12 protein-coding genes are annotated in these 14,498 nt (G+C 31.0%); 5 read left to right on the top strand and 7 right to left on the bottom strand.

Annotated features, from left to right (window positions below):
• Positions 1 to 51 precede the first annotated feature (51 nt).
• From CLRAG_RS19615 to htpG, 4 genes are all read left to right on the top strand, one after another.
• Positions 52 to 1,290: an MFS transporter gene (locus tag CLRAG_RS19615; protein ID WP_065079956.1), complete on the top strand. Its 1,239-nt coding sequence runs from the start codon at positions 52 to 54 to the stop codon at positions 1,288 to 1,290.
• A gap of 110 nt (positions 1,291 to 1,400) precedes the next feature.
• A complete protein-coding gene (locus CLRAG_RS19610; protein ID WP_065079955.1) occupies positions 1,401 to 2,747 on the top strand; it encodes an FIST signal transduction protein in 1,347 nt (448 codons plus the stop codon).
• A 72-nt stretch (positions 2,748 to 2,819) separates the two neighbouring features.
• Positions 2,820 to 4,577 (top strand): ATP-binding protein, encoded by a 1,758-nt coding sequence (locus CLRAG_RS19605; RefSeq protein WP_065080028.1) that lies wholly within the window; start codon positions 2,820 to 2,822, stop codon positions 4,575 to 4,577.
• Positions 4,578 to 4,865: 288 nt separating this feature from the next.
• A complete protein-coding gene (gene htpG, locus CLRAG_RS19600; RefSeq protein ID WP_065079954.1) occupies positions 4,866 to 6,740 on the top strand; it encodes a molecular chaperone HtpG in 1,875 nt (624 codons plus the stop codon).
• 317 nt (positions 6,741 to 7,057) lie between these two features.
• Here htpG and CLRAG_RS19595 read toward each other — a convergent pair whose 3' ends face one another.
• Positions 7,058 to 8,302 (bottom strand): APC family permease, encoded by a 1,245-nt coding sequence (locus CLRAG_RS19595; protein ID WP_065079953.1) that lies wholly within the window; start codon positions 8,300 to 8,302, stop codon positions 7,058 to 7,060.
• 85 nt (positions 8,303 to 8,387) lie between these two features.
• The gene (locus CLRAG_RS19590; protein ID WP_065079952.1) at positions 8,388 to 9,056 is read right to left on the bottom strand and encodes an epoxyqueuosine reductase; all 669 of its coding nucleotides are present in this window, start codon (positions 9,054 to 9,056) and stop codon (positions 8,388 to 8,390) included.
• A gap of 214 nt (positions 9,057 to 9,270) precedes the next feature.
• On the opposite strand from CLRAG_RS19590, the gene CLRAG_RS19585 reads away from it, so the two are divergent.
• Entirely contained in the window at positions 9,271 to 10,146 is an 876-nt protein-coding gene (locus tag CLRAG_RS19585) for a LysR family transcriptional regulator (RefSeq protein ID WP_065079951.1), read from the top strand.
• A 67-nt stretch (positions 10,147 to 10,213) separates the two neighbouring features.
• Here the strand turns inward: CLRAG_RS19585 and CLRAG_RS19580 are convergent, their stop codons facing one another.
• From CLRAG_RS19580 to CLRAG_RS19560, 5 genes are all read right to left on the bottom strand, one after another.
• Positions 10,214 to 10,996 carry an ABC transporter permease gene (locus CLRAG_RS19580; protein ID WP_065079950.1) on the bottom strand — a complete coding sequence of 261 codons (783 nt, stop codon included), beginning with the start codon at positions 10,994 to 10,996 and terminating at the stop codon, positions 10,214 to 10,216.
• Positions 10,997 to 11,001: 5 nt separating this feature from the next.
• On the bottom strand, positions 11,002 to 11,793 hold the full coding sequence (locus CLRAG_RS19575; protein ID WP_476695876.1) for an ABC transporter permease: 792 nt from the start codon (positions 11,791 to 11,793) through the stop codon (positions 11,002 to 11,004).
• Positions 11,777 to 12,700, bottom strand: a complete 924-nt coding sequence (locus CLRAG_RS19570) for an ABC transporter ATP-binding protein (RefSeq protein ID WP_065079948.1) — start codon at positions 12,698 to 12,700, stop codon at positions 11,777 to 11,779. Before CLRAG_RS19570 ends, CLRAG_RS19575 begins: the two co-directional genes overlap by 17 nt.
• Before the next feature lie 128 nt (positions 12,701 to 12,828).
• Positions 12,829 to 13,761: a sensor histidine kinase gene (locus CLRAG_RS19565; protein ID WP_065079947.1), complete on the bottom strand. Its 933-nt coding sequence runs from the start codon at positions 13,759 to 13,761 to the stop codon at positions 12,829 to 12,831.
• Positions 13,762 to 13,764: 3 nt separating this feature from the next.
• Positions 13,765 to 14,460 (bottom strand): response regulator transcription factor, encoded by a 696-nt coding sequence (locus CLRAG_RS19560; RefSeq protein ID WP_065079946.1) that lies wholly within the window; start codon positions 14,458 to 14,460, stop codon positions 13,765 to 13,767.
• Between the last annotated feature and the right edge of the window lie 38 nt (positions 14,461 to 14,498).

The following is a 14,498-nucleotide window of genomic DNA, read 5'->3' as shown; positions in this document are numbered from 1 at the left end:
TAATACATTATACTATTTGTTGTATTTTTTAAAGTCAGGAAATAAATAATAATGAAACATTGGAAAGTAAATCTTTATACTGTTTGGTTTTCCCAGATATTGTCCATAATGAGTTTTAATTTTGGTATGCCTTTTTTGCCATTTTATATACAGCAGCTTGGCATTACAGCTCCAAATGATATTAAGTTTTATTCTGGTATTTTAAATGCAGCACCAGCTGTCACCATGGCAATTATGTGTCCTATTTGGGGGATTATTTCAGACAAATATGGTAGAAAGCTTATGCTCATAAGGGCTATGCTTTTTGCATCATTTATAATTGGGGCTACAGGTATGGTTACCAATGTAAATCAACTTATAATATTAAGACTTTTACAAGGTGTGTTTACGGGAACTGTTACTGCAGCTCAAATTTTAGTAGCGGCTAATACACCTAAAAATAGAATTTCTTATGCATTAGGTTTTTTATCTTCATCAACATTTATTGGACAATCCATTGGACCAGTAATTGGAGGTATAGTGGCAGAGTTTGTTGGATATCGTGTAAGTTTTATAATAGGTGGTATCCTTATGTTTTTTGATTTCCTATTAGTTTTATTTGTTGTAAAAGAAGAAAAGCATGTAGCAAAGGAAAACATTAATTCCACTGAAAAAAAAGAAAAGACATCTATACTTTCTATTTTTACTGTTACAGCTGTCTCAATGTTATTAGTTATTTTATTTATAAGGATAGGACGTACTGTGTTTAACCCATATATTCCAATATATGTACAAGAAGTTACAGCTACAACAAAAGGAGCATCAGGCATTACAGGTATAATAAATGGGATTTTGGCTTTAATGACAGCTATGTCTGGATTGATTTTAAGTAAACTAGGTGACAAGTATGACAAAATGAAATTATTAATGATATACCTAACATTAGGTATGGTATTTGCAATACCACTTGTTTATATAAATAAATTATGGTTATTTACATTTATTTTAGGTATTGTCTTCTTTATTACAGGTGGAGTGGAACCTATGATAATGTCCATTACTACAGAAGATACTCCTGTGGACAAAAGAGGTTTATTGTTTGGTATCCAGGGAACGGTAGGCAATGCTGGATTTGCAGTAGCACCTTTATTAGGAGGGGTGATTTCAATAAAATATTCAACTAATGCAATCCTCATATTCATACCTATATTTCTACTTATTTCAGCCTTAGTTGTTTTAAGTATAATAGTTCACAATGCAAGACATAATTTCCATTCGAGTTTGAATTTAAAAAATATGTTTAAGTTTTAATATACTATATAAAATTATACTTAACTGTATAGTATATAATAGTTTTGTATTTCCACATAAAAATCTGATATTAGCGAAGAATTAACTAAGCATAAAAGGGGGAATTGTTCTTGGCTGGTAAGATAAAAGAAATTATTGACAATGTGATTAAACAGCGTTCTAAAGGAAATCCTGCTATTGCAGAAATGACTAAAACCAAATTTATTTTAAAAGGAATCAATCCAAATAAATTTGATGGCAATTCCTATGATGATCCAATTATCATAGAAAAACTTATTAAAATTGTTGAACAGATGAATGTAAAAAACTCAGTATATAAGGGGATAAATATAAAATCAGTTTTTTCAACTAAATCCTTAGAAAAAGAAGTGGTAGAAGATATTAAAAATAAACTATCTCCATGTAATGCCAAACTTATAATATTTTTTGCTTCTTCTAAATTTGACCAATATAAGTTAAGTAATTTAATGAAGGAAGGATTTAAAGATTGTCTAGTAGCAGGATGTTCTACTTCAGGTGAAATAGTTAGTGGAAAGTTATTAAAGAATTCTGTAGTGGCAATGGCTTTTAATTCAAATATTGTTTCCGATGCTAAAGTTGAAGTAATTGAAAATATGAAACAAGGCTTAGATATGGAGAGGGCTTTTACATCTTTAGAAGAGTATTTTAATGAAAGTGCATATACAATGAATACGAAAAAATTTGTTGGTATAGTTTTAATAGATGGTGTGAGTAAGAAAGAAGAAAATATTATGGATTTGATAGGCAATAGAACCAATGTTTTTTTTATTGGTGGATCTGCTGGAGATGATTATAATTTTAAAAAAACCTATGTACTAGCAAATGGAAAGGCATATACAGATTCAGCAGTGATTATAATGCTTAAAATAAGTGATAATGCTGAGTTTGGCATTATTAAAACGGAAAGTTTTAAGTGTTTAGATACTGTATTAACTGCAAATAAAGTGGATGAAAGCAACAGGGAAGTCATTGAATTTAACAATAAGCCGGCTATTGTGGCTTATTCAAATGCTGTAGGGGCACATTCAATTGAAGATGCACAAAATTATTTTACGATAAATCCTGTTGGATTAGTAATAGGTAAAAATGATGTGTTTGTTAGAAGTCCTCAGCAAGTAAAAGGTACAAGTATGCTGTTTTATTGTAATATACTGGAAGGCACAGAAGTTAGACTACTTCAGTCTACAAATATTATTGAAGATACGAAGAGGGCTATTGAAAATAAGATTAATGAATTTGGGAAAATTGATGGAATTATAAATTTTAACTGTGTTCAGAGAACCCGTGAACTTGAAGAAAAAGGTTTTGAAAAACAGTACGGAGATATATTTAAAGATATTCCTACAATTGGATTTTCTTGTTATGGTGAAGAATTTATAGGGCACATGAATCAAACAGCTACTATGCTAGTTTTTAAGTCAAAAACAAATATATAAAAGAATTATTATTTATATAATTAGGAGAATATACAGATTAAATTTTATGAAATGGGGCAGCAAATCATGGATATGGATAATATGCAAATTCTTTTAAATAATTCTAATGTACTTATTATTGATGATTCCTATTACAATGTTAAAATACTTACAGCAATGTTTGAACAGAAAGAATACTGTGTTAGGAATGCTTATAGTTATGAATTAGGGCTTAAATCTGTAAGAGAAAATATACCGGACATAATTTTACTTAAAGTTAATATAGGAAATATATATGGATATGAAATATGTGAAAGGTTAAAGGCTAGTTATAAACTTCAGAAAATTCCTGTTATTTTTATCATTGATGAAAGTAAACCTATTGATAAAGATAGGGTATTTACTGCAGGATCTGCTGATTATATAACTGTACCATTTAATTATAAAGAGGTTACTACACGAGTTGATAATCAGCTAAAGATTAGGGCGATACAGCTTGAAATGAAAGAAAACAATGATGATTTGAAAAAACAAGTGTATGAAGGAAAGCGTCAGTTAGAGGATATAACTGAAGAACTTAAAGAATTTAATATTACGCTGGAAGAAGAAATTACTGAACGCACAAAAACTGAAGAAGCTTTAAGAGAAAGTGAGAGAAAATTTCGTTATTCCATAGAAGAAGCTCCAGTTCCTGTAATGCTGTATACGCAAGATGGTGAAGTATTAAAGATCAATAGAACATGGAGTGACATTACAGGATATACCATTGCAGATATTCCTACAATATCTAAATTGGCAGAAATATCGGATGTATTTAAAGAAGATATGCACAAGTTATCAAACTTTAGTGAAAAACAAAGCAGTGGCGAGTATTCTGTAAAGACAAAACATGGTAATATACGAATATGGGATTTTTACTTAGCCTGTATTGGAAAATTGACTGATAAACGAAATATGTTAATAGCAGTGGCTGTAGATATAACCGAAAAAAGATGTATGGAACAATTGCAAAAAAACATAGAAAAAGAGAGAATTAGGCTAAGTGAGATCAAAAAGTATGATAGAATGAAAACAGACTTTTTTGCCAACATTTCTCATGAACTCAGGACCCCTATTAATCTTATTTTTTCAGCTATACAGGTGTACAAACTTAAGTTAAAGGAATGTATCTGCGAGAATCCATGTTCAGATAGATACAAATATATAAAAATAATGGAACAAAATTGCTATCGCCTTTTAAGGTTGGTAAACAATTTAATTGATATAACAAAGATAGACTCGGGATACTTTAGTATAGATGAAGTTAATTATAATATAGTAAGCCTTGTAGAAGATACGACTCTTTCTATAGCTGACTATATAAAAAGCAAAGGATTAGCTGTAGTATTTGATACTGATGTAGAAGAAAAAGTTATAGCCTGTGATCCGGAAGAAATAGAGAGAATTATGTTGAATTTGTTATCAAATGCTATAAAGTTTACTCCCCGCGGCGGGAAGATTATGGTTAGTATAGAAGATGGCAAGAAAAGTATTTCTATAAAGGTAAAAGATACAGGCAAGGGTATTCCTAAAGAAAAGTTAAATTCTATATTTGAACGTTTTGTACAAGTTGATAAATCTCTTGCAAGAGAGAATGAAGGAAGTGGAATAGGGCTTTCACTAGTAAAAGCTTTAGTAGAATTGCACGGTGGAACTATATCAGTAAAAAGTAGGGAAGGTTATGGCAGCGAATTTATCATTCATATTCCATGTAAATTAGTAGATGGCAAAACTTCTAGTAAGAACGAATATGGTATAGAAAAAAATTACATTGAGAAAATCAATTTAGAGTTTTCTGATATATATAATTAATTTAAAGGATTGTTTTTCGCAAAACTTATAAAAAACATATTGACAAAGATGAAATAATTGCTAAAATAAAATTAGCACTCAGTTATTATGAGTGCTAATAAAAATAATTTAAAGAGGCGTTTTTATGTTCCGATTAATACTTATTTATTCGAAACAGAAGGAAGTAGTAAGGACGGCTTGATTACTGTTAAATAGCCGCGCTAACTTACGTTTATAAGCGAGGCTTTCTTAAATTGATTTTATTAAATATAACAAAACGTTTTTATTTAGATGAAAGGAAATGATAAAATGGCTACAAAACAATTTAAGGCTGAATCTAAAAGATTACTTAATTTAATGATTAATTCTATTTACACAAATAAGGAAATATTTTTGAGGGAACTTATATCAAATGCCAGTGATGCAATTGATAAAAGTTATTATCGTTCATTAGTTGACGAAAATGTTAGTTTTAATAAAGAAGACTTTTATATTAGAATTGCAGCAGATAAAGAAAACAAAACCCTTACTATTACTGATACTGGTATAGGTATGACAAAAGATGAACTTGAAAATAATCTAGGTACTATTGCAAAAAGTGGTTCCTTTACATTTAAAAATGAAAATGAAGCAAAAGAAGGAGTAGATATCATAGGTCAGTTTGGAGTTGGATTTTACTCTGCTTTTATGGTGTCAGATTTAGTTACTGTAAAAAGCCGTGCCTTGAATTCAGATGAAGCATACAAATGGGAATCAAAGGGTGTAGAAGGGTATACAATTGAACCTTGTGAAAAAAATGAAGTAGGAACTGAAATTACATTAAAAATTAAAGAAAGTACTGATGATGAAAAGTATGATGAATTTTTAGATGAATATAAAATAAGATCATTAATTAAAAAATACTCTGACTTTATAAAATATCCAATTAAAATGATGGTAAAGAAAAGCAAACTAAAAGAAGGCAGTAAGGATGAACATGAAGAGTATTTTGAAGATGAAACTTTAAATAGTATGGTTCCAATTTGGAGAAAAAATAAAAATGAACTGAAGCCTGAAGATTATAATCAGTTCTATATGGATAAACATTTTGGATATGAAAAACCGCTTAAGGTAATCCATTCGAGTGTTGAAGGTGTTGTAAGTTATAATACTTTACTTTTTATTCCAGCTAGAGCACCTTTTGATTTCTATACTAAGGAATTTGAAAAGGGATTGGAACTTTATTCAAATGGCGTTCTCATAATGGAGAAGTGTGGGGATCTTTTACCAGATTACTTTAGCTTTGTACAGGGATTAGTTGATTCAGCAGATCTTTCACTTAATATTTCAAGAGAACTTTTGCAGCATGATAGACAGCTTAAATTTATTGCAAAAAAGATAAAGGAAAAAATTAAAAGTGAACTTTTATTAATGCAGAAAAATGATAGAGAAAAGTATGATGAGTTTTATAAAAACTTTGGAAAACAGCTTAAATATGGTGTTTATGCTGATTTTGGAAGTAATAAAGAGGTACTTCAAGATTTACTCATGTTCTATTCTTCTACAGAGAAAAAGCTTGTAAGCCTTGACGAATATGTTTCCCGTATGAAGGAAGACCAGAAGTTTATATACTATGCAACTGGTGAAAACATAGATAAAATTGAAAAATTACCACAAACTGAAGTTGTTAAGGATAAAGGATATGAAATATTGTACTTTACAGATGAGGTTGACGAGTTTGCAATTAAGATGCTTATGAAATACAAGGAAAAGGAATTTAAATCTGTTTCAAGCAAAGATTTAGGATTTGAATCTGATGACAAGGAAAGTGAAAAGGAAACAAAGGAAAATAAAGAACTGTTTGATTTCATGAAGGAAACATTAAATGGAAAAGTTAAAGAAGTTAGGGCATCAAACAGATTAAAGACCCATCCTGTTTGCCTTGCAAATGGTGGTGAATTGTCAATTGATATGGAAAAGGTGCTTAATACAATGCCAAACAATCAAAATGTAAAAGCAGATAAAATTTTAGAGATAAATACAAATCACCAAATGTTTAAATCAATAAAAGATGCATTTGAAAATGACAAAGATAAACTTAAAATGCTTTCAAATGTATTGTATAACCAGGCACTTATGATTGAAGGACTGCCTGTAGATGATCCTGTGGAATTTGCAAATGATGTTTGCAGTTTGATTAAGTAAAGAGGAATATGCTAACAAATCAAATTGGCAATTTTTAATTAATCAACTTTCGCAGTTTAAAAATAATGCGAAGCAAAGCTTCGCAAGTTAAGAATTAATAATGAAAAATTAATAGTGAAGGATGATTTTTAGCTATCGCAAAAAATCTTTAAATTTATATAAATCAGCAATGTTTCGCTTTAGCGGAACGAGTGATGAAAAGCTTAATCAAAGATTTTTTGTATTGTAACGGAAAAAAATCCACATTAACTATTAATTCTTCATTATTAACTATTAATTAAAAATTTTATATATGCGAAAGTTGAGTTATTTGTATTTTAACCGCAGGAACTAGGGACTTTCTCCTTGTTAAGTCTTTTGTTGCTATATAAAGATAAAAGTATAACTATAATTAAAAGTGAAATGCTCCATAAAGCTGCTTTAAACAACAATAGTGTAAATGATACAATGAGTATTGAAACTGCAATTTTGAGTTTAATGTTGTGGAGTAGTTTAAATCCCGCAGCTAAACAAACTATTGCATTGGATAGAAAAAATACGTTAGCACAGGTTACAATCTTGTCCAGACTTAAAAAATTTGCAGCTGCTAGAGATAAAACTACAAGATGTATACATACCAGTGTTATTATGGCATTGATGGGACTTCCATTTTTGTTTATATATGAGAGATAAAAGGGCAGTTTATTGTTTGCAGCACGCTTTGCACTCATTCTTGAAACTCCTCCAACTATCATAAGATAAGTACACATACACAGCCCCGATGCAGCAACAGCAATTATAGGCAGAGAAAATGAACCAAATAATGGGGTCATGATTGCCAGTATATCATGATTGCTTGAAGATACATTTTGTACGGAAAGTGCAACAGTAATATATAAGCTTATAATAACTATAAGGCTTATTGTCATTGCTTTTATAAGTGTCATTTTTGGATTTTTTATGTCTTCTATATAGTTTCCTATGATTTCCCATCCTATGATTGCCCAAAATAAAAGTAAAAGGGTATATCCAAACTTAGAAAAAGAAAATGATGTTTCAGGTGCATGTACATTTGAAGCAAAAATCAAGGTATATATGCTTCCGCAAAATAATAGTGCAGCTGTGAGTCCTGTTAAAATTAAAGTAAATTTTGCCAGAGTTTTTACACCACATATAAGAATTAGGGCACATATAATTTCCATTCCAAATGCAATCATTTCAACTTTAATATTTGAAAATATGCTAAAACTTTTTAAAAAGTTTGCAGCTGTAATTAAAACTGCTGTGGGGCCAAAACAAACTGCAGCTGTAAGAAAGTTTGAAGTCAGTTCTCGAAAAAAATTCCCAAATACATTTCCAATAGCGATTGCAACGCCTTCATTTCCAGGACTTTTCAAGCTTAGAAATACAAAAACATAGGCAAATATAATGCCAAGCAGCATTATTATAATCCAGGCTGGTATTGCCCATTTTCCAATCAGTTTGTAGGCAAGAGGTGGTAACAGAACTATTCCTGATCCTAGCACCGGGCCTACTATAAGACCACAAAGTGTTATTGTTCCAATATTTTTACTCTTATTCATATTTTATATTTAGTGATGGAATGTATTAATAAGAACCAAACTTTCACTAAAATTTACTTCCTTTCTTTAATTTTATTATAGCTAGTTATATTTTTGAAAATGGGCATACTTTCCTACAAATATTGCATGAATATACAAATCCTCCGCCTTCAGTTACTGAAGCACATTTCTCTCTACATTTTTTTTGATTTACTGTAGTTCCATCTAGTGCAGATTGAGGACAAGCTTTTAGACAAATAGTGCAATTATCAGGACATAGCGTGTCTAATAAATTATCTGCTTCTAATTCTGTATCAGTAAGCACTGCTCCAAGGTAGAGCCTATTACCATATTTTTTATTTATCAGTAAAGTATTTTTACCAATACATCCTATTCCAGATGCTTGAGCAAGATGTTTTAATGATAATATTCCTCGTCCATGCCTATTTTGTGAATCCCAATATTCATAAGGTTCATCTGATGGAATAGGGATTGCCTTGTAGCCTTTTGATTCAATACTAATAGTAAGTTGAATAGAGATGTTATCTAGTAGTTCAACAGACTTATTTTTAACAAATGTATAGGGAACGTTAGTGTTTGTTTCAAACAAACTTGTTGAAAATTGTTTACCAAATACTATGATAGATTTTGTTTTAGCATAGACATCTAAGGGATGAAAGCCTTTTGGAGCATCATCAAATCTTTCTATATTTGAAATTCCACATACGTCGGCACCAAATGAATATGCCATTTCTTTAATAAAATTACTATCCATAAATTTCCTCCCTAATAGTATAATATTATTTTTAATAATAGATTCAAAAACGCGCCATAATTGAACAATTAAAACCAGTATACTTTTGCAAAAGCTTACCTTAAAAAATTCATTGAATTTCCAATAGATTTATAGTAGCATAAGATTAACTATTAATAAAATTGAATTATTTGAAAGTACAGTTCAGTTTTATTGAAGTAAGTGGAGGTATGATATGGAATTTAGAAACCTAAGAACATTTTCTGAAATTGCACATTTAAAAAGTTATACTAAGGCAGCAGAGGAATTGGGATATGCCCAGTCTACTATTACGACCCAAATTCAACTTTTAGAGGAAGAACTTGGTGTAAAACTTTTTGAAAGAGTTGGAAGGAAAATACACCTTACTTCAAAGGGTGAAGTGCTTCTTAAATATGCAGAAAATATAATAAGCCTTACAGAGGAAGCTAAAGAGGCAGTAAGTGAAATAGATCTTCCCTGTGGAATTCTAAAAATAGGGATTGTAGAATCCCTATGCACTATGAGACTCCCAGAACTGCTTAAAAAATATCATATGAAATATTCTGAAGTGGAAGTGATAATTAAAGTAGGTGTTTGTTCAGATTTGCGAAGTATGCTTAAAAACAATATAGTTGATTTGGCATTTATTTTGGATAAACCAATTGTTGACCCAGATTTGATATCCTGTGTATCTTATAATGAACCAATGATATTTTTAACGTCTCCAGTAAATAGGCTTGCTGGTAAAAGACAAGTTACAATGGAAGACATTAAAGATGAGCCTTTAATTGTAACGGAAAAAGGGTGCAGCTATAGAAATATTTTTGAGAAAATGTTTCAAAAATCAGGTTTAAAACCTAATATAGCCTTGGAAGTTGGAAGTATTGAGGCAATTAAGAGCTTTACCATAAGCAATCTTGGAATAACCCTGCTTCCTGTTATGACGGTAGAAAAGGAGCTTGAAAATGGTGAGCTTGTTGGATTTGATTTGGATGGGTGTAAATTTAATATGACAACACAAATACTATATCATAAGAATAAATGGGTAACAGCTGCAATGAGGGCATTTATATCAGAAGCTAAAAGTTAAACAACAAAAGATAGTAGATTTTGTTGTTTAACTTTTAGCTATTCAATATTTAAATTCACTGTATTTATTACCATCCTTTTTTTGGTGTATGTTTTGCAGCTTTTTTAGAAGCTTTTTTTAGTTTAATAGAATTTCCAGTGAAATGAATCAAAAGGATGGAAAAAAACAGTGAAATTCCTATACTTAAAAGATTCAATAGTACATTCCAATGAATAGAAGAATCGTAGCTTCTATATTGAATTATGCCAAGACCTGCAGTAATTGGACACAGATTTGCAAGCAGCATATTGTCTGATGACAGCATACCAACATAACCATATACAAAAGCAACAATAACACCAGCTAGAAAACCATTTGTTAAATGGCTTGTTATGATGATGATTGGTATCACAGCAAGATAGAGAAAAAGATTAACTAATGTAATTTGCCACAGAGCTTGTATTGTCAATCCTAAAGAAAAATTTGGAAAGCCAGCAAAGATTTCTGCTATAATTGTAAAAACAGTGCACACAATACCAAGAAATAAAGACAACATTCCGCATACAATCAATTTACTTATAAGAAGCTGCTTGAAGGAAATAGGAATTGTCAAAATATTTTTCAAAGTGTCATCTTTTTGTTCACGGGTGATAATATATCCAGCAATCAAAGTAATACACATTGGAAAAATGGTAGACATATTATTTTTAATCACTTGTTCTATTAGATATCTAAAATCCCATACAGAACCATCCTTTGCCATAGAAGTGAATAAAGTTAACAATATCGAAAGGAGCATAAGTGTAATTCCAGCCCAAATAATGTTATAACGTTTTAGTTTCCAAAGTTCTGTTTTAACAATTCTCCACATTTTTATTACTCCTCCCATTTTTTGTATAACCTAATTGCCAAATATATAGAGACTACAGCCATAATGAACAAAATAGTGACGACACAAAGTGTTGATGGAATAAGTCCTGATAGCTCAGATAAATTCATTTTGGTATGACGTGCCATAAAACCTGCACTCCAAAATTCAGTAAGCGACATGGGAATAAGCCATAATATTGATTTGGGAAGTGTGTTATAAAGGGATGTAGCGCTCAAACTTAATATACTGTAAAACACACACAGCAAGATAGAGAAAATGTATGTTCTGCTGAAGAAGACCACCAGTACAATTAGAGGCAATGTTCCTGCTGCTATAAAGATTCCTATTTCAACAGACATAAGTAGTTTTAGTAACATTCCATTTACCTTAAATACCATCATGCCGCATAATGCCGTGGCTATTGTAGAGGTTACACAAAAGATAATGCTAAATATAAACAATACTGAAATTTTAGCAAAAATCATCTGTTCGATAGTAACTGGGATTGTCTTCAAACTTTTGAATGTATTACTGTCACGTTCCATAAAGAAAAGTATAGCTGCAATTATACCAATTACAGAAGGTAAAAGAAACTGCATTCCGAAACCAAGTACATCGTTAAATAATCCATTAAAGGCATCTGCAGGACCATTGTATCTCTGCATAACTGATGGTTTGAGAGCATAATATGTCAAGGGAATAGGAAACATAAAAGCTGCAGCAATTACCAGTTGAATAAATTTTTTTCGCTTAAGTTTCCAAAATTCGCATTTTATTAGTTTAAGCAATTCCGGCACCCCCAGTTACTTTCTTGAAGTAGTCCTCTAAAGTATCTTCACAAAGATGAGATTCAGAAACCTCCAATCCATTTTGCATAAAGGATCTATTAATTGCTGATTGTGGTAAGTTGGTATCATATAGCAAAATATTATGATCATCAACTACTCTAAAATTTTTACTCTTAAATACAGATTCTAATATGCGTGCTGCCTGTGAGGTATCTGAAAGATCAAAGTGAATATACTTACTATTTTTATTTTCTAATTCTTGGAGACTTTCTTCTTCTAGTAGTACGCCATGATCAATAATACCAATGTCATCTGCCAAAAGGGAAATTTCTGAAAGAATGTGGCTTGAAATGAGGATTGTTTTTCCTCTTACGTCACATAAATCACGGATAAAGGTACGTACTTCTGCAATACCAATAGGATCAAGTCCGTTAATTGGTTCATCTAAGATCAATAACTCTGGATCATGCATTACAGCAAGAGCAATTGACAAACGTTGCTTCATACCAAGAGAATACTCTGAAAATAGTTTTTTATCCCTATAAGGCAAACCAACTAATTTTAGCGAATTTTTAATTGCATCAAGCTTAGGAATACCACGTAATTCTGCAAAGATACGTAAATTTTCTGTACCAGTGAGATTGGGATAAAAGCCTGGTGCTTCAATTAGAGAACCAACACGTGGGAGAATTCTTTTTTCATTTTTCCTAATATTTTTGCCAAAAATGAAAACTTCTCCGGAAGTTGGCTGGGTAAGGTTTAAAAGCATTTTCATGGTAGTTGTTTTTCCAGCACCGTTTCTTCCTAGAAGTCCATAAATACGTCCCTTTTTTACATGAATATTTAGATCAGCAACACTCTTTTGAGTGCCATATTGTTTAGTTAAATTTTTAGTTTCTATAACATAATCATTCATTTATTCAAACCTCCTTTGTAGTTACAAGAAAAAGTATAACATGTGAACCTTGCATTAACCTTGCATTAGTCTTGTATTAACCTTGCTTTTAAAAAAAGATAAAAAGTATAGTTAAAGTAGAGATTTAATTATTTCTTTAAAGGAAACTTTATAGTAAATGATGTATACTTATATGGTTCACTACATGCGGAAATTGTACCACTCATGTTTTTCACAATTTGTTGTACAATGGAAAGACCTAAGCCACTTCCTTTTTCAGATCGACCTTTATCGCATTTATACAGTCGTTCAAAAATATGTTTAATATCTTCTTTAGATATTCCTTTTCCATTATCAGTAATACATATTTCAACTTGATTAGATCTGTTTGAAACGGAAACTTTAATATGACTTGCATTGCTGTGTGTCAGAACATTTTGTATCAGATTATTGATAACACGAGTATATCCTTCTGAATCCACTTTTACTATTATGGGGCGTTCAGGAATATCTATATCATAATCCAATGTTTTTTCCTCGAAAATAGGTATCCAGTCTTTTAATATATCCCTTGTCAACTCTGAAATTTCAAAAGGCTGAATAGAAAAAGTTTCTTCATTAGAATTTAATTTGAACCAATCGAAAAGAACATCAATGTAATCTTTTAAATCATGTGCCTTGTGCCTGGCTGTTTCTATATAAGTTTCTCGTTCTTTTCCCTGGACGATTCCTTTATGTGTTGCATCTAAATAGCCAATTAAAGTAGTCAAAGGCGTACGTACATCATGGGAAAGGCTTGTCATAAGCTGTTTATTAGTTTCAGTAGCCTTCCGAAGAGAAGCAAGCTGTTCTTCATAATTATAAACAATGTCATTGATTTTGTAACAAATAACAGCAGTTATATCATTGGGACTTGCTAAAATTTTATGGTTTCCATTACCTGCTTGAATATCGTTTAAGATCTCTAAAATGTTTTTTAATTTACTTTTTGCTTGAAGTAACCTGATTAAGAAACTAAAAGCTAGTATAAGTGAGGCAATTGTAATAACAGCAGCAAGCATTAACAAAGTAGATGAATCCATTTGCTATACCTCCTTATTAAATCGATATCCAATTCCCTTTACTGTCTGAATGAAGGTAGGTTTGCTTGGATTTTTCTCGATTTTTTTACGTATCCTACTTATAAGGGACATAATATTGCTGTCATCGTATGCATAGGGTTCACCCCAAACTTCTTCATAAATCTGTTTTTTTGTTAAAATTTTTCCTTGATTTTTTGCACAGTATAAAAGAATATCAAATTCTTTTGGTGGTAGTTCTACTGTGCCATTGTGAACAGTAACCGTCCTGCTGTCTAAATCTATTGTTAGTCCTTTATAAACAAGTTGAGAAGCTTGTACATCAGAAGGATTGAAACGAGTATAGCGGCGAATTAGCGAAATAACACGAGCAATAAATTCGTCTATATTAAAAGGCTTTGTAAGGTAGTCGTCAGCTCCAGCTCTCAGTCCTCTCACCTTGCAGCTGTTGTCATTTTTGGAAGTCAACATAAGAATAGGAACACTGCTTTTTTTACGAATTCTTTCTAGTGTTTCAAAGCCGTCTATTCCAGGCATCATAACATCAAGAACAACTAGTTGGTATTCACTATTTTTAAGGGCAGACAAACCAGCAGTTCCAAAATGGCAGCAGTCTGCTTCTATGTTTTCTGTGCTAACGCTTTTTTGAAGTAGTGAGCAAAGTTCTTTATCGTCATCTATAATTAGAATTTTGTTATTCATAGTTGTATTCTCCTTAAATTTTGTTTTGTCATTCTTTT

It is taken from the genome of Clostridium ragsdalei P11 (assembly GCF_001675165.1).
GTDB lineage: Bacteria > Bacillota > Clostridia > Clostridiales > Clostridiaceae > Clostridium_B > Clostridium_B ragsdalei.
The sequence above is the reverse complement of the archived record's forward strand: the minus strand, read 5'-3'. Positions and strand labels throughout refer to the sequence as shown.